We start from the raw sequence: 24883 nt of genomic DNA, 5'->3' as shown, positions 1-24883 counted from the left end.
GGGTAATGGATGAACTCGGCCATGCGCGTTTGTGTTAGATGCGATTTTCTCACTCCCCTCATTCCTGTGCTTGTCACAGGAATACAGCCGACGCGCGTCTGCGTGGCGAGAGAGTCCTTTTCAGCCAAGGGCTTGGGCTGATTGGATTCCTGTGACAAGCACAGGAATGAGGGCGGCGGGTGCGCCAGCCCCACCCATGCCGCCCGCCGCCAAAGTGACGAACGGGCGGCACGCCGGGAGGACGCGGCTACTTGATGTAGCCCGCGCGGGTCATGTCACGCTCGACCTGTTTCTGGGCGCCTTCGAGCGCCGTATCGACGGTCTGCTGGCCGGAGAGTGCTGCCGCAATCTGCTGGCCGACAATCGTGCCGATCGACTGGAATTCCGGTATGGCGACGAACTGCACACCGGTATAGGGAACCGGATCTTTTGTCGGCTTCGACGGATCGGCGGACATGATGGCTTTCAGCACCGTATCCGCAAAGGGTGCGGCCTTCTTGTATTCTGGCAGATCATAGGTGGATTTGCGCGTACCGGGCGGCACGGCGACCCAGCCTTCGCTTTCGCCGACCGTCTTCACATAGTTCTTCGAGGTCGCCCATTTAACGAATGACTTGGCGGTTTCGAGCTTCTTCGTGGTGTTCGGAATTGCAAGGTTCCATGACCACGACCAGCTCGATCCGTTCGGCGTTGCCTCTACCGGAGCACGGGTGAAAGCGGTCTTGTCGGCAACCTGGCTCTGTTTGGGATCGTAGATACGTCCCGCAGCCGAGGTGGCGTCGATCCACATGGCGCAATGGCCGGATGCGAACAGCGTCTGGTTCTCGTTAAAGCCGTTGGTGGCCGCACCGGGCGGGCCGTAGGAGGTCATCAGCGCAACATAATCCGAGATCGCCTTTTTCCACGGCTCGCTCGTCAGCTGCGGCTTCCAGTCCATGTCGAACCAGCGTCCACCATAGGTATTGATCATGGTACCGAGGAAAGCCATGTTCTCGCCCCAGCCAGGCTTGCCGCGCAGGCAAATGCCATATTGCTGTTTCGACTTGTCCGTCAGCTTGGCCGCGAAGTCCTTGATCTGGTCGTAGCTCGGATTATCAGGCATTTTCAGGCCGGCCGCGTCGAACAGGTCCTTGCGGTAAAGGGTGAACGAGCTTTCGGTATAAAACGGCACGGCATAGAGCTTGCCGTCCACCGTCAGGCCCTTTTTGATCGGATCGAGCAGATCGGCGTAATCGTAATCGTCGCCGAGATCATCGACCGGAGCCAGCCAGCCCTGCTTGCCCCAGATCGGCGCTTCGTAACCGCCGATGGTCATGATGTCGAACTGGCCGCCATTGGTGGCGATATCGGTGGTGACGCGTTCGCGCAGAACATTCTCTTCCAGCACGATCCAGTTGATCTTGTTTCCTGTTTCCTTCTCCCAGGCGCTGGAAAGCTTCTGCATGATGATCATGTCGCCATTGTTGACGGTGGCGATGTTGATTTCTTCCGCCTGCGCAAGTCCGGCCAAAAGGCCCGCTCCAACCACAGACGACGACAGAATTCCAATGAATTTGCTCATGAGACCCGCTCCTCCTTTACGGATGTCCACGCATAACAATACATGCGTAAATTTTTATCTCGCAAAATCGCGCCATTTGTCAACATCCAAAAATAGACTGTGACGTGAGCACTCTTGGATATATTGCTATAACTCGCTGTTTTAAAGTCGATAATGTCATCAAAAATAATTGTATGATCAGCTTTACTTGCTGCATCGCAACAAAAGTATCATCAAAAAATATCTTGACGCGCGTAAATTTTAACTGATATCCGGAAAATAACAGAGCCGGGACGCCGGGGATTTGCACCCACCGGAAAGGTGGGAGCCGAATGCATATGGAGGAGACGATGAGGCAGGTATCCGCACTGGCGCCGCACGCGAAAGGCCCGACCATTACGGCGGGTGAAATCCTCGTGGAAATCATGGCGACGACAGTGGGCGACGGCTTTCTCGAGCCGCAAACGCTGATCGGCCCCTTTCCAAGCGGCGCGCCCGCCATTTTCATCGATCAGGTCGCGCGTTGCGGCGGCAGCGCCGGCATTATCGCGGCTGTTGGCGATGACGATTTCGGCCGCCTCAACATCGAGCGGCTGCGCCGTGACGGCGTGGACATATCGGCCATCGCCACCATTGCGGACCGGCCGACCGGCAGTGCTTTTGTCCGCTACAGGGAAAACGGCGCACGGGATTTCGTTTTCAACATTGCCCATTCGGCAGCGCGCGAAACGCACATGACTGATAAGGCGCAGGCTCTCATCGAACAGGCGGGCCATGTGCACGTCATGGGATCGGCGTTTGCGATTGCCGGTATCGGCGAGATCATTCTCGAGGCGATCAAAAGCGTCAAGGCGCGCGGCGGCTCGGTGTCTTTCGATCCGAACATCCGCAAGGAACTGGTGCAGGGTAACGAGGGCCGCAAGCTGATCGATGATCTCCTTGATGTCACCGACCTTTTGCTGCCTTCCGGCGAAGAACTTCAAGCTGCCTCCGGTCTGGATGACGAGGACGCAGCGATAGAAAAGCTCCTCGCCTCCGGTATCGGCGAGATCGTGCTGAAGCGCGGCGCGCAAGGCGCCAGCCACTTCAGCCGCGCCTATGGCCGCATCGACGCCCCCGGACTGACGGTCTCGGAAATTGATCCGACCGGCGCCGGCGACTGTTTCGGCGCAACTTACCTCACCTGCCGCCGCCTCGGCATGCATCCCGAAAGAGCGCTCGCCTATGCCAATGCATCCGGCGCGCACAACGTCATAAAGCGCGGCCCCATGGAAGGCGCTGCCAGCCTTGCCGAACTTGACGCCTTCATGACCGCGCTATTGTCGGAGGAAGTCCTATGACCGCCATTCTGGAAAATCTCGCCGCCGCGCGCCGTGCCGGCAAGCCGGCAGGCATCACTTCGGTCTGCTCTGCCCACCCCGTTGTCCTGCGCGCCGCAATCCGCCGCGCCGCTGCCGGTCAAACAGCCGTGCTGATCGAGGCCACCTGCAACCAGGTCAATCATCTCGGCGGTTATACCGGCATGACGCCGCGCGACTTCGTTACCTTCGTCAACAGCATTGCGCAGGAAGAAGGACTGCCCGGCGAGCTCCTGATTTTCGGCGGTGATCATCTCGGTCCCAATCCCTGGCGCAAGGAAAAAGCCGAGGACGCGCTGACAAAAGCAGCCACCATGGTCGAAGCCTATGTCACAGCCGGTTTTCGCAAGATTCATCTGGATGCGTCGATGGGCTGCGCCGGTGAGCCGGCCGCACTGGATGACGTGATCATTGCCAATCGCGCGGCAAAACTCGCGGCTGTCGCCGAAAAGGCAGCCGCCGAGGCGGGCCTGCCAAAACCGCTTTACATTCTCGGCACCGAAGTGCCGGTGCCGGGCGGCGCCGATCACGTGCTCGACACGGTGGCACCCACCGAGCCGCAGGCGGCGCGCACGACCATTGACCTGCACCGTGAGATATTCGCGCAGCACGGTCTTTCCGATGCGTTCGAACGGGTCATCGCCTTTGTCGTGCAGCCCGGCGTGGAATTCGGCAGCGACAATGTCGTCGCTTACAATCCGGATGCGGCCACGGCGCTCAGCGCCGTACTCGACGGCGAACCGCAACTGGTCTTTGAGGCACACTCGACGGATTATCAAACGAGAGCAGCGCTTGGCGCCCTTGTGCGCGACGGATATCCGATCCTGAAAGTCGGTCCGGGGCTGACCTTCGCTTACCGCGAAGCACTCTACGCTCTCGATATGATCGCATCCGAGATGGTCGGCGACTATGGCGACCGGCCGCTGGCGCGGACCATGGAACAGCTGATGCTCGGCGCGCCCGGCGACTGGCAGGGTCATTACCATGGTGATGACATCACGCTCAGATTGCAGCGTCACTACAGCTACAGCGACCGCATTCGCTATTACTGGACAAGGCCCGAGGCGCTCGCAGCCGTTTCCGCCTTGCATAAGGCGCTTGACGGGAAGACAATTCCCGAAACCCTGCTGCGCCAATACCTCGGCGAGCTGCCGCTCGCCACGGTTGCAGGCAAGGATATGGAGGAGGTTCTGATCGCCGCGGTGGATCAGGTGCTGGCAACCTACCATGCGGCGACGGGCGAAGGTCGCGGCTAAGACAATCGTCAAGTTAAATTCGGATGCCCCGGCGGAGACGTTGCGGGTATCGGTCATGGAGGGGACTACCAATGGCAACACGAAACACGAGCGGTCTGGCGCGGGTTATGCTTGCGCCTTCGGTGCTGCTTTTGCTGGTGTGGATGATCGTGCCCCTGGCGATGACGCTGTGGTTTTCGTTCCAGAACTACAATCTCCTCAACCCTGCCAATGTCAGCTTCGCGGGCCTGTTCAATTACCAGTATTTCTACACCGATCCGGCCTTCTTCCAGTCGATCTTCAACACGCTTGCCATCGTCGGCGGCGTGCTTCTGATCACCGTCATCGGCGGTATTGCGATTGCGCTTCTGCTTGACCAGGACATCTTCGGTCAGGGCATCGTGCGCATCATGATCATCTCGCCCTTCTTCGTCATGCCGCCTGTTGCGGCGCTGGTGTGGAAGAACATGATCATGCATCCCGGTTACGGCGTGCTTGCCGATCTGTCGCGCTTCTTCGGCCTGCAGCCGGTCGACTGGTTCGCGCAGTTTCCGCTGCTCTCCATCATCATCATCGTCGCCTGGCAATGGCTGCCCTTTGCAACGCTGATCCTGCTCACCGCCCTGCAGTCGCTCGATGGCGAGCAGAAGGAAGCGGCCGAGATGGATGGCGCCAACTTCATCAACCGCTTCATCTACCTGACGCTGCCGCATCTTGCCCGCGCCATCACCGTCGTCATCCTCATCCAGACGATCTTCCTGCTCGGCGTTTACGCGGAAATCCTCGTCACCACCAATGGCGGCCCCGGCTATGCCTCGACCAACCTTGCCTTCCTCATCTATCGCACGGCGCTTCTGGGCTACGACGTCGGCGGCGCATCGGCCGGTGGCATCATCGCCGTCGTGCTCGCCAATATCGTCGCCATCTTCCTGATGCGCGCCGTCGGCAAGAACCTCGACCGTTAAGGAGAAGCGATCATGGCCCGCAAGACAACGACACGCGCAAAGATCGGCTTCACCATCGCGGCATGGGCCGTGGCGTTGCTGCTGTTCTTCCCGATCCTTTACGCCTTCCTCACCTCGATCAAGACCGAGCCGGAGGCGATCGCAGGCTTCAGCCTCATTCCCTCGGGCACGCTCGAAAACTACATCACCGTGCAGACCCAGCGCGATTACTTCAAGCCGTTCATGAACTCGGTCGTGCTGTCGCTCGGCTCGACGATCATCGCGCTCATGATCGCCATTCCCGCCGCCTGGGCCATGGCATTCTCGCCGACCAAACGCACCAAGGACATTTTGATGTGGATGCTCTCCACCAAGATGATGCCGGGGGTGGCGGTGCTGGTGCCGATCTACCTGATCTTCCGCAATGCCGGCCTGCTCGATACCCGCATTGGGCTGACCGTCATGCTCACCTTCATCAACCTGCCGATCGTGGTGTGGATGCTTTATACCTACTTCCGCGAAATCCCCGGCGAGATCCTCGAGGCAGCCCGCATGGATGGTGCCTCGCTCTGGAACGAGATCGTACATGTACTGACCCCAATGGCGGTTCCGGGCATTGCCTCGACGCTGCTCCTGAACGTCATTCTTGCCTGGAACGAATCCTTCTGGACCATCCGGCTGACGACCACCAATGCGGCACCGCTGACGGCCTTCATCGCCTCCTTCTCCTCACCGCAGGGGCTGTTCTGGGCCAAGCTCTCGGCCGCCTCGATGATGGCGATCGCCCCCATTCTCGTCATTGGCTGGTTCTCGCAGAAACAACTCGTGCGTGGCCTCACCTTTGGCGCCGTGAAATAAGGAACGACAATAATGGGCAGCATTTCCCTTCAGAACGTGTCCAAGCTCTTCGGCGAGGCAAAAGTCATCCCGTCGATCGATCTCGATATCCATGACGGCGAGTTCGTCGTCTTCGTCGGCCCGTCCGGCTGCGGCAAGTCAACGCTGCTGCGCCTGATTGCCGGGCTGGAAGACGTCTCCGGCGGCAGAATAGTCATCGACGGCAACGACGCCACCGAAAAGGCCCCGGCCGAGCGCGGCCTTGCCATGGTGTTCCAGTCCTATGCGCTCTATCCGCATATGAGTGTCAGGAACAACATCGCCTTCCCGCTGAAGATGGCCAAACTCGACAAGGCCGTCATCGACAAGAAGGTCGACGATGCCGCCCGTATCCTCAACCTCACCGATTATCTCGAACGCCGGCCCTCGCAACTGTCCGGCGGCCAGCGCCAACGCGTCGCCATCGGCCGCGCCATCGTGCGCGAACCGAAGGCGTTCCTGTTTGACGAGCCGCTCTCCAACCTCGATGCGGCGCTGCGCGGCACCATGCGGCTGGAAATCTCCGAGCTGCACAACACGCTGAAGACGACGATGATCTACGTCACCCACGACCAGGTGGAAGCCATGACCATGGCCGACAAGATCGTGGTCCTCAACCGCGGCAATATCGAGCAGGTCGGCTCACCAATGGAGCTTTACCGCTCGCCCGCCAACCTCTTCGTCGCCGGCTTCATCGGCTCGCCGCGCATGAACCTGGTGACCGGCGATTACGCCCGGCAAAAGGGTGCGACCACCGCCGGCGTGCGGCCCGAGCACCTGACGCTGTCGAAAGAAACCGGCCTGTGGCAGGGCAAGGTCACGGTCGCCGAGCATCTCGGCTCCGACACCTTCCTCCACCTCGACGTCCCCGGCATCGGCCCCATCACCGCCAGAACCGACGGTGAATTCGAATGCAAACACAGCGATACCGTCTTCATCACACCAGATGATGCCAAAATCCACAGGTTCGATGACAAGGGCATCGCGATATGACGCCTTAAGTTCAGGCCTCGTCGATCCTGACACCGTTTCGGTCAAAAACATGAAGCCGTTCCTGCGGGAAACCGACCCGCATGGACTTGCCCGGCTGCAACAGCGCCCGATCAGACGAAAACAGCTTGAAGGGCAATCCATGCACGGTCAGGTGCAGGATGATGCCGAGACCCGTCGGCTCGACGAGATCGACGGTCGCCTCGACAGCACCATCCGCAGGCGAGACGGTGACATGTTCCGGCCGGATACCGAGTGTGACCGGCTCACCATCGGCAAGCTTCACGTCGCGGCCGAGTTCGAGGCGTGTGCCATCGCCGAGCACGACGAAACTACCGCCATTCTCCCGCCCGAGCCGTCCTTCCAGAAAATTCATGCCCGGCGAACCGATAAAACCAGCGACGAACAGATTGGCTGGGCGATCGTAGAGATCGAGCGGTGCGCCGATCTGCTGCACATGGCCGGCATTCATCGCGACGATACGGGATGCAAGCGTCATCGCCTCGATCTGGTCATGGGTGACATAAACCGAGGTAGCGCCAAGATCAGCATGCATGCGCTTGATTTCGGCCCGCATCTGCTCGCGAAGCCGTGCATCGAGGTTGGAGAGTGGCTCATCGAACAGAAAGGCCTTAGGCTGGCGCACGATGGCCCGGCCCATGGCGACGCGTTGGCGCTGGCCGCCGGAAAGCGCCTTCGGACGGCGTGCCAGATAGGGATCGAGACCGAGTTTCGCCGAAGCACCGGCAACGGCCGCCGCGATTGTTTCCTTGGTGCTGCGGCGCAGGCGCAGGCTGTAGCTCATATTGTCGGCGACGCTCATATGCGGATAAAGCGCATAGGACTGGAACACCATGGCGATATCCCGGTCCTTCGGCTTGCGGTCGTTGACGCGCTCACCGTCGATGGTCAATTCGCCCGCTGAAATCTCCTCCAGACCGGCGATCATTCGCAGCAGTGTCGATTTTCCGCAGCCGGAAGGGCCGACGAGGACGATGAATTCGCCGTCCTCGATCTTCAGATCGACCCCGTGCAGGACCGCAAGGTCGCCATAGGTCTTGCCGACATTCTTCAGCTCGATGGAAGCCATGGGATTATCCTTTCACCGCGCCGGCCGTCAGGCCCTGCACGAGATAACGTTGAATGAGCAGGAAGAAGAGACAGGCCGGAATGAGCGCCAGAACACCCGCCGCCATCATCTGCCCGAAATCGACGGAAAATTTTGAAACGAAGGTCAACAGCCCGACCGGGAATGTGGCGCTCTGGTTGCCCGAAATCAGCATCAGCGCAAACAGCAACTCGCTCCACGCGGCGGTGAAGACGAAGCCCAGCGTCGCAGCGATGCCCGGCAATGTCAGCGGCAGGATGATCTGGCGGAATGCCGTGAAGCGGCTTGCCCCGTCGATCATCGCCGCCTCTTCCAGATCCTTCGGAATACCGTCGAAGAATGACTGCATGAGGAAAGTGGCAAACGGCACGTTGAAGGCGGTGTAGACGATGACGAGACCCGTCAGGCTGTTGGTGAGGCCGAGCGGCGACAGCATCTTGAAGATCGGCGCGACCAGCATGACCAGCGGAAACATCTGGGTAATCAGCATCAGCGCCACGATCCAGTATTTGCCCTTGAAGCGGAACCGCGACAGCGCATAACCGGACAGTGACGAGAGCACCGTCACGGCAAGTGCCGTGGAGCCGGCAACGATGACGCTGTTCTTAAAAAATGTCGGGAAGGCACTGTTTTCTATGACATATCGATAATGATCGAGCGTCGCGTGCGACGGCCACATTCGCACGCCTTCGCTATAAAGCAGGTCATTCGGCGTGACCGAGACCTTGAGCAGCCAGAACAGCGGAAACAGCGCAAAGACGATATAGGCGAGGATCGCCAGGCGATGGGCAAGGGTGAGGAATATCCTTGATGTCATCGGTCAGTCCTTCTCGATAAGGCGTTGGCGCAGGAGCACGATGAGCATGGAATAGGCCAGAAGCAGCACCAGAAGTACCAGCGCGATGGCCGAGGCATAACCGAAATCAAGCCGCCGGAAGGCCTGCGTGAAGATGTAGCTCGCAACGATCTGGGTGCGGTCTGCCGGTCCGCCATTGGTCATGACGATGATGAGATCGGCAAAATTGGCGATCCAGACGGTGCGCAGCAAAACGGTGATGGCGATGGTGGGTGCGAGAAATGGGAGGGTGATGGAGGTGAAGCGCTGCAACGGGTTTGCTCCATCGATGGAAGCGGCCTCGTAAAGATCACGCGGGATCGCCTGAAGTGCGGCAAGCAATGTGATGGCGAAGAAAGGAATGCCCCACCAGACATTGGCGATGATCGGCCCCCACATGGCAAGCTGCGGATCGGCAAGAATATTGTTGGGCGCGGAGAGAAGCCCGAGCGAGACCATCCAGTGCGGCAACGGTCCTATGACCGGATTGAACAGCCACGCCCAGTTGAGACCGGCAAGAAAGGTTGGCACGGCCCATGGCAGAAACACCAGCGCCTGGGCCAGCCCCCTGCCCGCGAACGGCTTGTCCAGCAGCAGCGCCAGAATGAGACCAAAGAAAAACTGCAGGAATACCGAAGCCCCCGTCCACCACAGCGTATTTTTCAGCGCCCGGTAAAAGGCCGCATCCTGCGACAGTGCCTCCAGATGTTTCAAGCCAACGAAACCGCCGGAAAAAGGATTGAGCAGCTGCACGTCGCGAAACGCATAGGACAGGCCGAGCACCAGCGGCACCAGCATGACGGCAACAATGAGCACGAGAACCGGCGCACTATAGAGCCAGGGTTCGGCCCAGTCGGCAAAACGCTGCATTGCCGGCTTGCCGGCGCGGTTGCGCGCGGCCACGGGTCCGGCGCCATGGGCATAGGACATGATTGATCGCTCCTGATCGGACGGCGGGGCGGACAGGTTTTTCTAACGCTTCTGGCCAGCCGGTCCGCACGTTTTGAAATGGGGCCTGCCGTTTGTGACAGCCCGCAAGAACGGCCGCGCGGGTTCAAACCTCGCGCGGCCAACCGTGTGGTTTATTTGGAGGCGAGGAACTTCTGCTGCGCCTTTGTCATATAGTCAGCCCATTGCTTGGCGAGGTCTTCCGGTGAGATATCGCCAAGAAGCGCTTCCTGCGATGTCTTGATAACCAGTGAATCCTTGAAGAATGCGAATTCCTCAAGATAGGTCGGCATCTTCGTCGGCACGGCGTTCTTGTCCGCCAGTTCGTCGAACCAGCCCTTGAACTGCTCGCTGGCGTAGAAGGGGTCCTTCTCCGCCGACTTGTGCACCGGCAGCGCACCCGTCTTCTTGTTCCACTCGATATTGCCTTCCGGCCCTTCCAGCGTCTCGACCAGTTTCCAGGAGAGGTCCTTGTTGGCGGATGCCGACATGATCGACCAGCCGGCGAAACCGATGGTCGGGAAGGTCTTGCCGTCAGGTCCCTTCGGCATGGTCATGACGCCGAAATCTTCCGGCTTCATGCGCTGGGCAATGGCGATAAGGGCGTCCGGATCCTGATCGAGGAAGGCGCAGGTGCCGGAATAAAAGCCCGCGACGATCTCGTTGAAGCCCCAGTTGACGCTGTCTTTCGGTGCCAACCCGTTCTTGTAGAGATCGATCACATAGGTCAGGCCTTTCACCCAGCCAGGGCTGTCGAAGGTGGAGGTGCCGTCCTTGGTGAAGAACTCGTTCGATCCCGCCATGGACGCGCCGAACATGACCCAGCCGTTAAGTCCGCCCGGCCCGCCACGCAGGCAATAACCGTATTTGCCGGGAAGTGCTGCGACCTTCTTGGAGGCATCGGCGAATTCGTCGAGCGTCTTCGGCGGCTCCTTCACGCCAGCCTGTTCCAGCAGTTTCTTGTTGTAGAACATGGCCCGGAGATAAAAGCCGTAGGGAAGCATATAGGCCGTGTTCTTCACGTCACGGCCGAGTTCCAGCGTGCGTTCACTCAGACCCTTGGTGTATTCCCATTTGGCGAGGTAGGGTTCGAGACTTTCGAGCATGCCGTTATTGGCATAAAGCGAAAGCCAGGTGTCAGGCATTTCCATGACATCAGGCACATCGCCGGCGGAGACCATCGTGGCGAATTTCTGGAAGGCCTCGCTCCAGGGCAGCGAGATGATCTCCACCTTGGTGCCGGGATTGGCAGTTTCGAACTTCGAGACGATGCCCTTCAGCGTTTCCGTCCGTTCGGGACTTGTAATGACCTCGACCAGTTTCAAGGTCGTATCCGCCAGCGCCGTTCCGGTCATCAGGGCGGTAAAGATTGCTGCTGCTACCAGTTTTTTCATGTCGTTCTCCCCTTTTTGTCGTCAGTTTTAAGACGCGTCAGACGGCCGAGGCCGCCTTGATCGCGGGTTCGAGATCGTTCCAGAGCGCTTCTGTGCCCTCCAGTCCGACATGCAGGCGCACGGAACGCGCGCTGATGCCGAACGTGTGGGCGGAGTTTGGCTGCGCCTTCTGTTCAAGCACCACTTCACCCGGGACGATCAGGCTTTCATGCCCACCCCAGGAAACACCCAGTTTGAAAAGTTTGAGGCGGTCGGCAAAAGCGCGCACATCCACCCCTTCCTTGAAAATGAAGGAAAACAGGCCGGACGTACCGTTGAGGCCGGGCGGCAGGCGGTTCGCCAATCCCGGATGGCAAACCTTTTCCACCACATCGAGCGCCTGCAGGCGGCTGGCAATATCCAACGCCGATGCCTGATGCGCCTTCATGCGCAGCGGCAGGGTGCGCAAGCCGCGGATGAGCAACCACGCATCGAAGGGCGACATCTTGCCACCGAGATAGGGATAGGTCTCTGCACGAATGCGGTCGATCATTGCCTTTGAACCGGCAACCACGCCGGAGACCACATCGCTGTGCCCGCCGAGATACTTCGACGCCGAATGCACGACGAGATCGACACCGAGCGAGATCGGCTGCTGGAAGACAGGGCTTGCCCAGGAATTATCGATGACGGTGACGGCGCCATGGCGCTTGCCGATCGCGGCGAGCGCACCGACATCATGGGCCTCCATCACCCAGCTGGTCGGGCTTTCCATGTAGAAGAGCTTCGCGCCGGGCATAGCCCTTTCAACCGCCGCCTCGTCGCGGCCGTCGACATAGACCACCTCGACATTCATGCGCTTCATGAAGGTGCCAAACAGGCGAAACGCATCGGGATAGACATGGCGCACCGCGACGATGCGGTCACCCGGCGAAACGAAGGAGAGAACGGTGGAGGAAATGGCCGACATGCCGCTGGCGAAGCCAAGCGCATCTTCCGCGCCCTCAAGCTTTGCCAGCATTTCCTCAAACATCCTGACGGTCGGGTTGAGCCCTCGCGTATAGACCGGCCGCACCTTTTCGCCGCGATAGGTGGAAACCATTTCGTCGTAGCTGGAAAAGGTGAAAAGCGAAGTCTGCACAAGGGGCGGCACCACAGCTTCGAAAGCGTGGGTCTCGTCATGGGCGACGATCAGGGAGGCGGGATCGAAGAGATCGTTGCCTTGGTTCATTTCGACATGTCCTTGATATCCTCCTCGACGACAGCGAGGATTTTCAGTGTTTCTTCACGGGCGGTCTCCGCATCGCCGGCGGCGATGGCGTTGAACAGCGTGCGGTGAAAGGGGAAGGAGCGGCTTGCAAAGTCCGGCCGGTCGAAAGGCTTCAGCCAGAAACGTTCGAAACCTTCGCGCATCTGCTCGAGCAGCTGCTTGAACAGCGAATTATGCGTGGCGTCATAGATGGAGAGGTGGAAGGCAAGGTCGGCCTTGCCGGACGTGCCTTCAGCCAGATGCACCCGCTCCATCTCATCGAGCCGCGCTTCCATCGTGGCGATATCCTCCACCGTGCGCCGGCGCGCCGCAGCCATCGAGGCCTCAACCTCGATGCCACGCCGGACTTCCAACGTCATCAACAACGCATCGCGCAGGCTTTCGGCATCGATGGAGATAGGCATATGCACGGTTGCGGCGGAAATCGGCTTAAGCAGATAATTGCCGCTGCCCTTGCGGCTGTCGATAACGCCCAGCGCCTGAAACTTACGGATGACCTCGCGAATGGTGGAACGGCCGACACCCAGCGCCACCATCAGCTCTCGCTCGGCCGGCAACCGATCTCCAGCCTTCAGTCCCGCCCTCTCGACGTAATCGGAGAGTGCCGCCTCGACTTGGCGCACACGGTCGCTGGGTGGAATAGGCTGCATCAGTTCGCGGCTGGATCTATCCAAGACTTACCCTTTGAATTGGTCTGACATCTTACCATTTCAAACGGCTGATCGATTGTCAACGGGGAACGCAAGCAGCCTAAACAGGGAGATCACATCCCTGTTGAACCGCGTATTCGGGGAAAAATAGAAGGAAATTAGAGATTTGGGCGTTGGTAACGCTGGAGAAGGCTTACCGGCTGGGCAAAATTTGCGAGACGGCACAATCGACCGTAGGGCCTAGGACAGAAGGAAAAAACTTCTCCTCCGTCGTGCTCGGGCCTATCGCGAGCATCTGCCAGCTATTGATTTTACGATACGTGACTGGATCCTCGGAATGGGCCTGAGGATGACATCGAGTGTGGGGATACGTTAGTCAGGTGTCTGAGGGTGGCTGGTGCCACCCTCGCCCGTTTTGTCTTCTTACTGGCTAAGCACGGCCGACTTGATGGTATCGATGTTGTGGTTGACCATATCGATATAGGTTGCGGCCGGGCCGTCGGCTGTCGAGAGCGCGTCGGAATAAAGCGTTCCGCCAACTTTCAGGCCGGTTTCCTTGGCAATCTGGTCCATCAACCGCTTGTCGGTGATGTTTTCGACGAAGATCGCCGAAGCCTTGTCGTGCTTGATCTGATCCACCAGCTTGGCGACGTCGGCGGCAGACGCTTCGGAATCCGTCGAGATACCTTCCGGCGCCAGGAATTCGAGACCATAGGCATGCTCGAAATAACCGAAGGCATCATGTGAGGTGATGATGTTGCGTTTTTCCGGCGGAATGGCGGCGATCTCGGTCTTCACCTTCTCGTTCAAAGCCGCGAGCTTGGCGATATAGGCCTGTGAATTGGCGGTGTAAGTTGCGCAACCGGCCTTGTCGACCTCGCAAAATGCGCCAGCGATGTTCTTCACGTATATTTCCGCATTCTTGATTGACTGCCAGGCATGCGGATCGAATTCACCGTGATTGTGTCCCTCATGGTCATGCGCTTCCTCTGCCTTGTGGTCGTGACCCGCCTCTTCCTCGGCTTCCGGATGTGCGTGACCGGCTGGCTCGTCGGAAATCCTGAGGGGTTTCACGCCCTTTGTCAGCTCCACCACCGGCGCCTTTGTGCCGCTGGTATCGATCAGCCGCTTCAGGAAGCCTTCGAATGCAAGGCCGTTCACCAGCACAACATCCGCCTTGCTGACGGCAACGGCATCGGCCGGGCGCGGCTCGTAAACATGCGCGTCGCCGTCAGGTCCGACGATCGTGGTGATTTCGACGCGGTTGCCGCCGACATTCTTCGCGAAGTCGGCAATGATCGAGAAGCTGGCCACGACCTTGAGTTCAGCCGCAGAAGCCTGCGCCATCAGGACTGGGGAAAGGGAGAGAAGGCTTACGCAGGTAGCAAGACGTAGGGTTTGGAACATGAAGGGTTCTCCTTTTTTCAAACGCTGTTTTCAGGCCGTTCTGTGACGACCGGAACCGAGAAGATCGCGAAGCACACCGCGTGTGCCGACGACGATGGACAGGACATAGATGACGCCTGCGGACAGGATGATCGCCGGACCTGATGGCAGCGACGCGTGATAGGACAGAAGCAGGCCTGCAAAACACGAGACCATGCCGATGCCGATCGAGATGAAGCACATTGGCGCGACGCGATTGGACCAGAAGCGGCTGGCGGCAGCGGGCAGCATCATCAGGCCAACCGAAAGCAGGGTTCCGAGCGCCTGAAACCCGCCGACCAGATTGAGGACGACGATGGCGAGGAAGAGGAAGTGCACGGGGCTCCCCCAGTTGCTGACCGAGCGCAGAAACAGGGGATCGAGGCATTCCGCCAGCAGCGCGCGCCAGAAAACCATCATCACCGTCAGTGTGACGACACAGATACCGCCGATGAGGCCGAGCGCTTCATTGTTCAGTGCCAGCACCGTGCCGAAAAGCACATGCATGAGATCGACACTGGAGCCGCGCCAGGAGACGAGCAGCACGCCGAGTGCCAGAGAAATGAGGTAAAAGGCTGCAAGCGAGGCGTCCTCCTTCTGGATGGTGAAGCGCGAAACCGCACCGGCACCCAGTGCCACCAGAAGACCGACGACCAGCCCGCCGATGGTCATCGGCAAAATCTCCAACCCGTAAAACAGAAAGCCCACCGCCGCCCCCGGCAAAATGGCGTGCGACATGGCATCACCCGTCAGGCTCATGCGGCGCAGCATCAGAAACACCCCGACCGGCCCGCAACTGACAGCAAGGATCAAGGCACCGGCAAGCGCACGCTGCATGAAGACATACTGGATGAATGGCTCGATGAATAAATCAGACATGGATATGCGAATGCGCCTGCGAGTGTTTGTGGAAATCCTGCGGCTTTTCCGCCAGGTCGGCGTTCACCGTCGCTGCTGCGGGTTCGCACCATGGGGCGTCGCCGTCCCATGCCTCGTGAAACCGTCGTGCCTGCTGCATCATTTCGGGCCTTAGAACCTCCCGTGTCGGGCCAAAGCCCACCAACCGTCTGGCAAGCAGAAGCGTTTGCGGAAAATGCTGACGCACCAGCTCGTAGTCATGAAGAACGGCCAGAACCGTGCGCCCCTCGGCAACCCATGCTTTGATCAGCACCATTAGATCGGCGACGGTGCGCTCATCGACAGCGTTGAAGGGCTCATCCAGCAAAATCAGCTGCGCATCCTGCAACATGGCGCGGGCAAAAAGGGCGCGCTGCATCTGGCCGCCGGAGAGTGAATCGATATTGCGTTTTTCAAAGCCGGAAAGTCCGACCGCTTCCAGCACATGGGCCATGGCCGCCCGGTCCGACTGGCGATGGCGAGCGAGCAGGCCGCGTTTGGGCCAGAGACCAAGCGCGACCAGATCGCGCACCTGTGCCGGAAAGGAACGGTCGAGTTCAGACTGCTGCGGTAGATAGGCGACGGAAACGCCTGGAGTAACCCGGCATTCACCGCCAAGTGGCTTCAAAATGCCGGCGATGCCCTTCATCAGCGTCGATTTTCCCGACCCATTGGCGCCGATCACCGCCGTGAGCGACCCTTTGGCAATATCGCCATCCAGATGATGCACCGCCGCGCGGCCGGCATATCCGAGTGTCAGATTTTTAAAGGCAAGGCACGGATCGTTCATCGATCCCTCCGGGGCATGATGTCATTTGATGACCCCCTCATATGTAATGTTATTACATTCGTCAAACAAATATGTAATGAAATAACATTAACTATCGGAAAGGTAGGCTCCATCTCACATTGGACGAAACCTCCAGGATCACCTCGGGGGTATGGTCGTGCCAGGTTCTGGATTCCAAGGACAAGCCGAAGGAAGCATCCGGCAAGCAATCTTCCTAAAGCCAGTTGACACGTTGCGCTTATGTAATGTTATTACGTTACACGCAACAAGCGATGTGACCACCAGCCCCGTCGTTCTCTACCGCAAGTCGTGACGACGATGACTCCCACGCTACCACCGCTAATAAAACGAGGCCCGCATGTCGAAAAAACTTCCCGTCACTGTCCTCTCCGGCTTTCTTGGTGCCGGAAAGACAACGCTTCTCAACCATATTCTCGCCAACCGCGACGGTCTGCGGGTCGCGTTGATCGTCAACGACATGAGCGAGATCAATATCGATGCGGCGCTTGTGCGAGATGGCGGCGCCAATCTCTCGCGCACCGAGGAACAGCTTGTGGAAATGACCAATGGCTGCATCTGTTGCACGCTGCGCGACGACCTTCTGAATGAGGTACGCGCGCTCGCCGAGCAGGGCCGGTTCGATTATCTGCTGATCGAATCCACCGGCATCGCCGAGCCGCTGCCAGTGGCCGCCACTTTCGATTTTCGCGATGAAAACGGTCGCAGCCTTTCCGATGTCGCGCATCTGGACACGATGGTAACGGTGGTGGATGCCGCCAATCTTCTCAACGACTACGGTTCCTCTGACTTTCTTGCCGACCGTGGTGAGACGGCAGGCGAAGGCGACAACCGAACCATCGTAGACCTCCTGGTCGAGCAGATCGAATTTGCCGATGTCGTCGTCCTCAACAAGATCGGCACTGCCACGCCGGATGAGCGGGACGCCGCCCGCAAGATCATCGTCGGGCTGAACCCGGATGCGAAACTCATTGAGGCCGATTTCGGCAAGGTGGAACTGAAGGAGGTGCTGGGCACCGGCCGCTTCGATTTCGCCAAGGCCGAAGAACACCCGCTGTGGTTCAAGGAGTTGCACGGTTTCAAGGACCACATTCCCGAAACCGAGGAATATGGCATCCGCTCCTTCGTTTACCGCGCCAGGAAGCCTTTCGATCCCGTGCTGTTCCAACGTTTTATCGACCGCGCCTGGCCCGGTGTGGTGCGCGCCAAAGGCTTCTTCTGGCTGGCCACGCGGCCAGCTTATGTCGGCGAGATAAGCCAGGCCGGCGCACTGGTGCGCACCGGCAAGATGGGCCTTTGGTGGTCCGCCGTGCCGAGCGAGCAATGGCCGCGCGAGCAGCAGTTCCTCGACATGATGAAGCCCTATCTCGACCCGGTCTTTGGCGACCGTCGGCAGGAAATCGTCTTCATCGGTTCCGATCCCATGAGCGAAGCGCGCATCCGCGCGCAGCTCGATGCATGCCTGATTGACACAGATGCCTTCACCCCGGACGCATGGCGACACCTGCCCGACCCCTTCGCCAGCTGGGACCGGCAGGCGGCTTGATTGGTTCTCAACTCCGACCTTTTTGACCAGTGCATGCCTCTTTCGCCTTCTCCCCGCCGGGGAGAAGGTATCGGCAACGCAATTCAAAGAAAATTCAGTGTCACCAGCGTCAGCACAAGATAACGCCCAACCTTGGCAATGGTAACAAGCAAAAGAAAGACCGGCAGCGGCTCCTTCATGATGCCGGCCGCAACCGTCAGCGGATCGCCGATAAGCGGCGCCCAGCTGAGCAGCAGCGACCACTTGCCGTAACGCCTGTACCAGTTCTGGGCACGTTGCAGCGCGGCTTCCCCCACAGGAAACCACCGCCGATGCCGGAAGCGTTCGATGCCACGGCCGAGCAGCCAGTTGGCGAGGGATCCGGCGACATTGCCGGCGCTGGCAACAGTAACCAGCAGCCAGACCGGCTGGGACTTCAAAAGGATCAGGCCGGCAAGTGCGGCCTCCGACTGCATGGGCAGGATGGTTGCCGCGACAAAAGCCGTCAGAAACAAACCCGCATATACCGCCAGATCGGCCATTCCGTACCCTTCACCTTTAGCGAATCCCGCTGCTCCTGAAGTGCCGGATGACGACACCTGTCGTCAAGCGCCATGGCGTTCGATACAGACGGCCTTACGGAGGATTGGCGGCGACGGCTCTGACGATATCATCACGCTCTATATCCAGCAGCGCCTGGTGAATTGAGAATTGCCGGGTTTTGCCGGATGCGGACAAAACGAGGATTACCGTTTCCTTCGGCGGGCAATCCGGCTGTACGCAGGCAATCTCGTTGACGGAAACGATCTCGTCTTCGCGGAGGGCAAGCAGTTCCCGCGTCCAGTGTTTCAGAAGACGGGCCTTAGAGACTATCGCAGAGCCGCTGCGTGCAAGCGGATTTGCTCTTGCCGTCATCGGGAAACCTTTCTTGCTGCCTGCGAGGCCAATGCCTCGAAAAGATCGCGGATCGGCTGCTGCGGCATATCCATGCCGATGAGGACAACACGGGTTGCACGGATGCCATCTGGCCAGCTTTCAAGACGGCTCAGCGGATAAAGCCGGTGCTGCACGGCATGGGCGACCACTGGACGGTCCAGATCATCCGTAGCACCGAAAATTCCCTTGAGCCGCAGAAGACCGGAATGCACATTGCTGGTGACGAGTTCGAGAAAGGTAACGATCGCCTGCGGATCGAAAGCCCCATCGAACGTCAAATCGAACGCCTCGACCCCCGCACCATGACGATTGATATCGTGCCCGTGCGCCGCATGCAGGCTCAGCCTGTCGGCGGCAAGCCAGCCCGTTACGTCTTCCGGCTTGTTGCGTAACGAATAATCCGCCGGCGCAAACAGCGACATCAGATTGAAGTCGCGCGCGTTGCGGTCATGCAGACGCGCGGCAGGATTGAGATCGGAGAGGCTCTCACAGCCCATCTCCGCCCCGTCAGTGAGATCGGTTTTGGTCAAAACAATGTGATCGGCAAAGGCAAGCTGTTTCCAGCCCTCGATGAAACTGTCGAGCATCGCCTGGCCGGAGGTAATGTCGAAAACAGTAACGACACCGGAGAGATGAAAGTGGCGGGCGACGATATGGTCGCGCAGGCCGGCGGCAGGCGTACCGCCGGGAATCAGGCTGTTGATGATCGGCGCAGGATCGGCAAGGCCGGTGGTTTCAATGACGACACGAGATATTTCCGGCACCACCCCTTCCAGAAAGGCCAGATGCAACTCGTAAAGCGAGGTGCGGATATCGCTGGTGGCGGTGCAGCAGATGCAGCCGGTCGTGGTCCTGAAATAACGCTCCGAACCGGTGCGGACCAAGCCGTGATCGATGGGCACCGAACCGAATTCGTTGACGATGACGGCGGCACCACGCATTTCCGGTTCGCTCAAAAGCTCGTTCAGAAGCGTGGTCTTGCCCGCCCCCAGAAAGCCGGTAAGCAGTGTGACAGGCACCGTTCCGGTGGATGGGGTGACGGACGAGACGTCTTCTGGTGCAACCGCCTTCTTCCGCTTCATTCCGAACACATCCGCACCTTTAAGCAACAAATCTTGGAGAGACTTAATACGTAATGTAATAACATATCAATACCTCTTGTTAGGAATTGCTCTTGAACATGGCCTCCGCAGACTGCTTCCGGTATCCCGTCCCGAGCCATGCACACAAGCACACGAAAAAACCAAAGCGGACCCAAAATGGAATAATAAAACCGTTTCATTCACTTTCGTTTTTTTCGTTCCACCATCTATTGCATTTTCATTAGAGTTCGCTTTAAATCAGGCCGCTAATACAGAAAAGCTCGCCCGCAGCTATATCGAGGAGGATAGGCTGCAATAAGGGGCTGTATCTTTTACTGTTTTTAAAATGGGAGGAATCGCCTTGAAAAAACTCAGCTACCGTCTTGCTGCGGCATCTGCGCTTTCGTTTTTTGTCACATCGAACGCGTTCGCCGCGACGGAAATTCAGTGGTGGCATGCCATGACCGGCGCCAATAACGAGGTCGTGGACGCGCTCGCGAAAGAGTTCAACGATAGCCAGACAAACTACAAGATCATGCCCGTCTTCAAGGGCACCTATCCGGAAACCCTGAATGCAGGCATTGCGGCCTTCCGCGCCAAGCAGCCGCCGGCGATCATTCAGGTCTTCGACGCCGGTTCCGGCGTAATGATGGGTGCTGCCGGCGCAATCAAACCGGTGGCGGAAGTACTGAAGGAAGGTGGCTACACCTTCAACAAGGACGAATATCTGGCCGGCATCGTCGCCTATTATTCCAAGCCTGACGGCACCATGCTGTCCTTCCCCTATAATTCGTCCTCACCGATCCTGTATTACAACAAGGACACCTTCCAGAAGGCAGGCCTTGACCCGGCAAATCCGCCGAAGACCTGGCCGGAGGTTTTCGAAGCTGCCAAGAAGATCAAGACAAGCGGTGCTGCCCAATGCGGCTTCACCTCAACATGGTTGACCTGGATCCAGACCGAAAACTTTGCCGCATGGAACAACGTCTCCTATGGCAGCAATGAAAACGGGCTGGGCGGCACCGATGTGAAGCTTGCCGTCAACGCGCCGCTCTTCGTCGAACACTTCCAGGCCATTGCCGACCTTGCGAAAGACGGCGTCTTCCGTTACGGCGGGCGCACTTCGGAAGCCAAGCAGCTGTTCATGTCCGGCGAATGCGGCATCCTTACCGAATCCTCCGGCGGCCTTGGCGATATCATCAAGACTGGCATGAATTACGGTATCGGCCAGCTTCCCTATTACGAGGGTCATGGTCCGCAGAACACCATTCCCGGCGGCGCGAGCCTCTGGGTCTTCGGCGGCAAGAGCGATGCCGAATATAAAGGTGTGGCCGAGTTCTTCCATTTCCTTTCCCAGACCAAGATCCAGTCTCGTCTGCATCAGGTCTCCGGATACATGCCGGTAACGATCGCGGCCTATGAGGAAACGAAGAAATCCGGCTTCTATGACAAGAATCCCGGCCGCGAAACGCCGCTTCTGCAGATGATGGGCAAGCCACCGACAGAAAACTCCAAGGGCGTGCGCCTCGTGAACCTGCCGCAGGTCCGCGACATCATGAACGAAGAGTTCGAGGCGATGCTGGCCGGCAAGCAGGACGCGAAATCCGCACTCGACAAGATTGTCACGCGCGGTGATGCGGCCATCAAGCAGGCAACCGGCAACTAAACGATCCCTGCCCCCGCCCGCATCCTTACCCGGTGCGGGCGGTATTCCCATTTCATCAGGAGATCGCCGTGCAAAGCGTCGTATTCCCCAACAAGATCCTGCCCTATCTGCTGGTCGCGCCACAGATCATCCTGACGGTGATCTTTTTCTTCTGGCCCGCAAGTCAGGCGCTCTACCAGTCGACCATGCGCGAGGATGCCTTCGGGCTGAACAGCAATTTCGTCGGGCTGGCCAATTTTTCCGCCGTACTTTCGGATGAAAGCTATCTGAACGCGCTGCACGTCACGGTCATTTTCAGCGTCCTGACCGCACTCGTCTCGATGGGGCTGGCATTGCTTCTGGCAACGGCGGCAGACCGCGTGGTGCGCGGCAAGGGTTTTTACCGCACCATGATGATCATGCCCTATGCTGTGGCACCCGCCGTCGCTGGCATGCTCTGGCTGTTCATGTTCAATCCGGCCATGGGAACCTTCTCCTATATCCTGCGCCGCAACGGCATCATGTGGGACCCGCTGCTCAACGGCAATCAGGCCATGCTGCTCGTGGTCGCAGCCGCCGCATGGAAGCAGATCAGCTACAATTTCCTGTTTTTTGTCGCAGGCTTGCAGGCAATTCCGAAATCATTGCTGGAGGCGGCCTCCATTGACGGCGCACGCGGTTCGCGGCGCTTCTGGACCATCGTTTTCCCGCTGCTGGCGCCGACAACATTCTTCCTGCTGGTCGTCAACACCGTCTATGCCTTCTTCGATACGTTCGGCATCATCCACGCAGTTACTGGCGGCGGCCCTGCCAAGGCGACAGAAACACTGGTCTACAAGGTCTACAATGATGGCTTCGTTAACCTGAACCTCGGCTCTTCCGCCGCGCAATCCGTCATCCTGATGGTGATCGTCATTGCGTTGACCGCCTTCCAGTTCCGCTTCGTCGAGAAGCGCGTGCACTACGGCTGAGGATTTCCTGATGATTGAAAATCGCCCGGTCGCCCGCGTGATCGCCCATCTGATGCTGGTTCTCGGCATCATCATCGTGGCCTTCCCGATCTACTACACCTTCATCGCGTCATCCATGACGTCGAATGACATCATTCGCCCACCGATGTCGCTGCTGCCCGGCGACCATCTTGGTGAAAACTATACAGATGCCATGGTCGGCGGCGTCGAAAGAGTGGTCGGCGTCAGCCTTGAACGGCTGCTGTTCAACAGCTTCGTGGTGGCGCTCGCCATTGCCATCGGCAAGATCGTCATTTCTTTCCTGTCGGCTTTCGCAATCGTATTTTTCCGTTTTCCATTTCGCATGGGCTTCTTCTGGATGATCTTCATCACGCTCATGCTGCCGGTCGAGGTGCGCATCCTGCCCACATACAAGGTCATCGTCGACCTCGGGCTTATCGATACCTATGCGGGACTGACGCTTCCGCTGATGGCGTCCGCGACGGCGACGTTCCTGTTCCGGCAGTTTTTCCTGACCATTCCCGGCGAAATGGTCGAGGCGGCTCGTATCGACAATGCAGGGCCGTTCCGTTTCATGCGCGATATTCTGCTGCCGCTGTCGAAAACCAATATCGCCGCTCTCTTCGTGATCCTGTTCATCTATGGCTGGACCCAGTATCTCTGGCCGCTGCTCGTGACCAACGACGCCAAGATGAACACGATCATCATCGGCCTCAAGCGCATGGTGGATTTCACCGACGCTTCGACGCCCTGGAATTATGTGATGGTGACGGCGATCCTCGCCATCATCCCCCCGATTATCGTTGTGGTGCTGATGCAGCGCTGGTTCGTCAAAGGTTTGGTGGAGACCGAGAAGTAATGGCAAAAATTGCGCTGAAAGACGTCCGCAAGGTTTACGGCGGCAATGTCGACGCCATCAAGGGCGTATCGATGGATATAGCCGATGGCGAGATGATCGTATTGGTCGGCCCCTCCGGCTGCGGAAAATCAACATTGCTGCGCATGATCGCCGGGCTGGAAAGCATATCGGGCGGTGAGATCGTCATCGGCGACCGCGTCGTCAACGATCTCGAACCGTCAGACCGAGATATTGCCATGGTGTTCCAGAACTACGCGCTTTACCCGCATATGACAGTGCGGCAGAACCTCGCCTATGGCCTCAAGAACCGCAACACGCCGAAGGACGAGATCGACCGGCGTATCACCGAGGCAGCCAAGGCGCTGGAAATCGAACAATATCTGGAGCGCAGGCCGCGCCAGCTCTCGGGTGGCCAGCGCCAGCGCGTGGCGATGGGCCGTGCCATCGTGCGCAAGCCCGCCGCATTCCTGTTCGATGAGCCGCTGTCCAACCTCGATGCCAAGCTGCGCGTGCAGATGCGCGTCGAAATCCGCCGCCTGCAACGTTCTCTCGCCACCACCAGCGTCTACGTAACCCATGATCAGATGGAAGCCATGACGCTGGCCGACCGCCTCGTGGTGCTGAATGCCGGCCGCATCGAGCAGATCGGCACTCCGATCGAGCTTTACGAAAAACCGGCCACCACCTTCGTCGCCACCTTCATCGGTTCGCCCTCCATGAACCTCCTGCCCTACGGCACCCCATCGGCTAACGGTGCATCCGGGTGGTCGGTGAATGGATCAGGCGCGCTGCCGCAAACCACCGCAACACTGGGCATCCGTCCGGAAGACATCACGCTCGCGGAAACAGAAGCTCCCGATGCCGCTTTCACTGGCACCGTGCGGGTGGACGCCGTGGAACTGGTGGGCGCGGAAAGCTACGTGCATGGCTCCTTCACAGACGGCACCACCATCGTCTTCCGCGTTCCCGGCCGCTCGCAGCTTGGTATCGGCGAGAACCTGCGGATTGCCGCCCAGACGAAGGACTTCCATCTGTTCGATGCGGCGGGGAAGCGGATTTAGGGTCTTACGAAGGACAAGGAGACACCCGCCTCTCGGCGGGTGCTCGGACTACCAGACCAGCTCAACCTGTGGCCTACCGTTGGAGGTTTTCTCCACCGTGCGTCCGGACGTATCGATATTGCAGTGGATACGCTTCCTGAAAGCCGAGAAGCTTTCGAAGGTCACCACATCCACGGGATCGTCGAGATGCAGGGTCAGCCGGTAGCGTTCCGGGTCGCCGCCTAGCGTTTGCACGCCCAGAACGGAGGCCACGAAGGGCTGGCCTAGATAGAGGCCTTCCACCCGCGAACCAAGAAGATAGGGATTGAATGCGGGACGGTTTCCCGCCGTGGCATGCAGGGTGTTCCAGTCGCGGAAGCCATATTGCGCGGCGATGAGTTCAAGCGCCTTTGAATGGGTGATTGCCTGCCCCTGCCCTTCAAGGGCGGCGCGCAGCCGTTTTGCCTGCTCTTTCAATCCCTCAAGCGCGGGAAGCGGTTTGGACACGTTCATAACGGTTCTCCAACATGCGCATGCCGTATTTTTCCGAAGGGGTCCGCGTTGCCAT

The 24883-nt window shown here is 58.9% G+C and carries 24 protein-coding genes; 10 read left to right on the top strand and 14 right to left on the bottom strand.

The genetic code is table 11. From position 1 onward, the window contains the following. Positions 1-247 precede the first annotated feature (247 nt). Positions 248-1561 (bottom strand): ABC transporter substrate-binding protein, encoded by a 1314-nt coding sequence (locus tag ACQZ63_RS10150; RefSeq protein WP_111800387.1) that lies wholly within the window; start codon positions 1559-1561, stop codon positions 248-250. A 311-nt stretch (positions 1562-1872) separates the two neighbouring features. Here ACQZ63_RS10150 and ACQZ63_RS10145 point away from each other — a divergent pair, with 311 nt between their 5' ends. The 5 genes from ACQZ63_RS10145 to ACQZ63_RS10125 all read left to right on the top strand — a co-directional run bounded on the left by ACQZ63_RS10145 (position 1873) and on the right by ACQZ63_RS10125 (position 6946). Continuing rightward, positions 1873-2880: a tagatose kinase gene (locus ACQZ63_RS10145; protein WP_162691763.1), complete on the top strand. Its 1008-nt coding sequence runs from the start codon at positions 1873-1875 to the stop codon at positions 2878-2880. Next, positions 2877-4154 carry a D-tagatose-bisphosphate aldolase, class II, non-catalytic subunit gene (locus tag ACQZ63_RS10140; protein WP_038493857.1) on the top strand — a complete coding sequence of 426 codons (1278 nt, stop codon included), beginning with the start codon at positions 2877-2879 and terminating at the stop codon, positions 4152-4154. Before ACQZ63_RS10145 ends, ACQZ63_RS10140 begins: the two co-directional genes overlap by 4 nt. A gap of 71 nt (positions 4155-4225) precedes the next feature. Next, positions 4226-5098, top strand: a complete 873-nt coding sequence (locus ACQZ63_RS10135; protein WP_013761441.1) for a carbohydrate ABC transporter permease — start codon at positions 4226-4228, stop codon at positions 5096-5098. Positions 5099-5110: 12 nt separating this feature from the next. After that, positions 5111-5935, top strand: a complete 825-nt coding sequence (locus ACQZ63_RS10130; RefSeq protein WP_003510506.1) for a carbohydrate ABC transporter permease — start codon at positions 5111-5113, stop codon at positions 5933-5935. A gap of 12 nt (positions 5936-5947) precedes the next feature. After that, complete coding sequence (locus ACQZ63_RS10125) at positions 5948-6946, top strand: ABC transporter ATP-binding protein (protein WP_448799128.1); 999 nt, start codon at positions 5948-5950, stop codon at positions 6944-6946. A gap of 10 nt (positions 6947-6956) precedes the next feature. Here ACQZ63_RS10125 and ACQZ63_RS10120 read toward each other — a convergent pair whose 3' ends face one another. From ACQZ63_RS10120 to aztA, 9 genes are all read right to left on the bottom strand, one after another. Beyond that, positions 6957-8033 (bottom strand): ABC transporter ATP-binding protein, encoded by a 1077-nt coding sequence (locus tag ACQZ63_RS10120; RefSeq protein WP_025595914.1) that lies wholly within the window; start codon positions 8031-8033, stop codon positions 6957-6959. A 4-nt stretch (positions 8034-8037) separates the two neighbouring features. Further along, complete coding sequence (locus ACQZ63_RS10115; protein ID WP_003510396.1) at positions 8038-8868, bottom strand: carbohydrate ABC transporter permease; 831 nt, start codon at positions 8866-8868, stop codon at positions 8038-8040. A gap of 3 nt (positions 8869-8871) precedes the next feature. Next, positions 8872-9816, bottom strand: coding sequence for a carbohydrate ABC transporter permease (locus tag ACQZ63_RS10110; protein WP_003510618.1), 945 nt, complete (start codon positions 9814-9816; stop codon positions 8872-8874). A gap of 152 nt (positions 9817-9968) precedes the next feature. Further along, positions 9969-11228, bottom strand: a complete 1260-nt coding sequence (locus ACQZ63_RS10105) for an ABC transporter substrate-binding protein (protein WP_003510621.1) — start codon at positions 11226-11228, stop codon at positions 9969-9971. A gap of 37 nt (positions 11229-11265) precedes the next feature. Beyond that, entirely contained in the window at positions 11266-12438 is a 1173-nt protein-coding gene (locus ACQZ63_RS10100) for a PLP-dependent transferase (protein WP_113555726.1), read from the bottom strand. Then, positions 12435-13127 (bottom strand): FadR/GntR family transcriptional regulator, encoded by a 693-nt coding sequence (locus tag ACQZ63_RS10095; protein ID WP_003510624.1) that lies wholly within the window; start codon positions 13125-13127, stop codon positions 12435-12437. The genes ACQZ63_RS10100 and ACQZ63_RS10095 overlap by 4 nt, the downstream gene beginning before the upstream one ends. Positions 13128-13550: 423 nt before the next feature. Next, positions 13551-14534, bottom strand: coding sequence for a zinc ABC transporter substrate-binding protein AztC (aztC, locus tag ACQZ63_RS10090; RefSeq protein WP_113555725.1), 984 nt, complete (start codon positions 14532-14534; stop codon positions 13551-13553). A gap of 30 nt (positions 14535-14564) precedes the next feature. Beyond that, positions 14565-15431: a zinc ABC transporter permease AztB gene (gene aztB / locus ACQZ63_RS10085; RefSeq protein ID WP_029658870.1), complete on the bottom strand. Its 867-nt coding sequence runs from the start codon at positions 15429-15431 to the stop codon at positions 14565-14567. Further along, positions 15424-16239, bottom strand: coding sequence for a zinc ABC transporter ATP-binding protein AztA (gene aztA / locus ACQZ63_RS10080; protein ID WP_038493871.1), 816 nt, complete (start codon positions 16237-16239; stop codon positions 15424-15426). Before aztA ends, aztB begins: the two co-directional genes overlap by 8 nt. 358 nt (positions 16240-16597) lie before the next feature. Between aztA and zigA the strand changes: the two genes are divergently transcribed. Then, positions 16598-17803, top strand: coding sequence for a zinc metallochaperone GTPase ZigA (gene zigA / locus ACQZ63_RS10075; protein WP_003510636.1), 1206 nt, complete (start codon positions 16598-16600; stop codon positions 17801-17803). Positions 17804-17886: 83 nt separating this feature from the next. Here zigA and ACQZ63_RS10070 read toward each other — a convergent pair whose 3' ends face one another. The 3 genes from ACQZ63_RS10070 to ACQZ63_RS10060 form a co-directional block, all read right to left on the bottom strand. Further along, a complete protein-coding gene (locus tag ACQZ63_RS10070) occupies positions 17887-18324 on the bottom strand; it encodes a YqaA family protein (protein ID WP_003510639.1) in 438 nt (145 codons plus the stop codon). A gap of 94 nt (positions 18325-18418) precedes the next feature. Further along, positions 18419-18697, bottom strand: coding sequence for a hypothetical protein (locus ACQZ63_RS10065; RefSeq protein WP_112650710.1), 279 nt, complete (start codon positions 18695-18697; stop codon positions 18419-18421). Continuing rightward, complete coding sequence (locus ACQZ63_RS10060; RefSeq protein WP_162763608.1) at positions 18694-19800, bottom strand: CobW family GTP-binding protein; 1107 nt, start codon at positions 19798-19800, stop codon at positions 18694-18696. The genes ACQZ63_RS10065 and ACQZ63_RS10060 overlap by 4 nt, the downstream gene beginning before the upstream one ends. Before the next feature lie 355 nt (positions 19801-20155). Here ACQZ63_RS10060 and ugpB point away from each other — a divergent pair, with 355 nt between their 5' ends. The 4 genes from ugpB (at position 20156) to ACQZ63_RS10040 (ending at position 24336) form a co-directional block, all read left to right on the top strand. Further along, a complete protein-coding gene (gene ugpB, locus ACQZ63_RS10055) occupies positions 20156-21466 on the top strand; it encodes a sn-glycerol-3-phosphate ABC transporter substrate-binding protein UgpB (RefSeq protein WP_448799147.1) in 1311 nt (436 codons plus the stop codon). Positions 21467-21534: 68 nt separating this feature from the next. Further along, the gene (gene ugpA, locus ACQZ63_RS10050; RefSeq protein WP_003510646.1) at positions 21535-22416 is read left to right on the top strand and encodes a sn-glycerol-3-phosphate ABC transporter permease UgpA; all 882 of its coding nucleotides are present in this window, start codon (positions 21535-21537) and stop codon (positions 22414-22416) included. A 10-nt stretch (positions 22417-22426) separates the two neighbouring features. Continuing rightward, a complete protein-coding gene (ugpE, locus tag ACQZ63_RS10045; protein WP_003510648.1) occupies positions 22427-23275 on the top strand; it encodes a sn-glycerol-3-phosphate ABC transporter permease UgpE in 849 nt (282 codons plus the stop codon). Then, positions 23275-24336, top strand: coding sequence for a sn-glycerol-3-phosphate import ATP-binding protein UgpC (locus ACQZ63_RS10040; RefSeq protein ID WP_013761452.1), 1062 nt, complete (start codon positions 23275-23277; stop codon positions 24334-24336). Before ugpE ends, ACQZ63_RS10040 begins: the two co-directional genes overlap by 1 nt. A 48-nt stretch (positions 24337-24384) precedes the next feature. Here the strand turns inward: ACQZ63_RS10040 and ACQZ63_RS10035 are convergent, their stop codons facing one another. Beyond that, positions 24385-24828, bottom strand: a complete 444-nt coding sequence (locus tag ACQZ63_RS10035) for a glyoxalase superfamily protein (RefSeq protein WP_113555722.1) — start codon at positions 24826-24828, stop codon at positions 24385-24387. Positions 24829-24883: the final 55 nt, after the last annotated feature.

This window comes from Agrobacterium sp. CG160-95 (assembly GCF_053521725.1).
The sequence above is the reverse complement of the archived record's forward strand: the minus strand, read 5'-3'. Positions and strand labels throughout refer to the sequence as shown.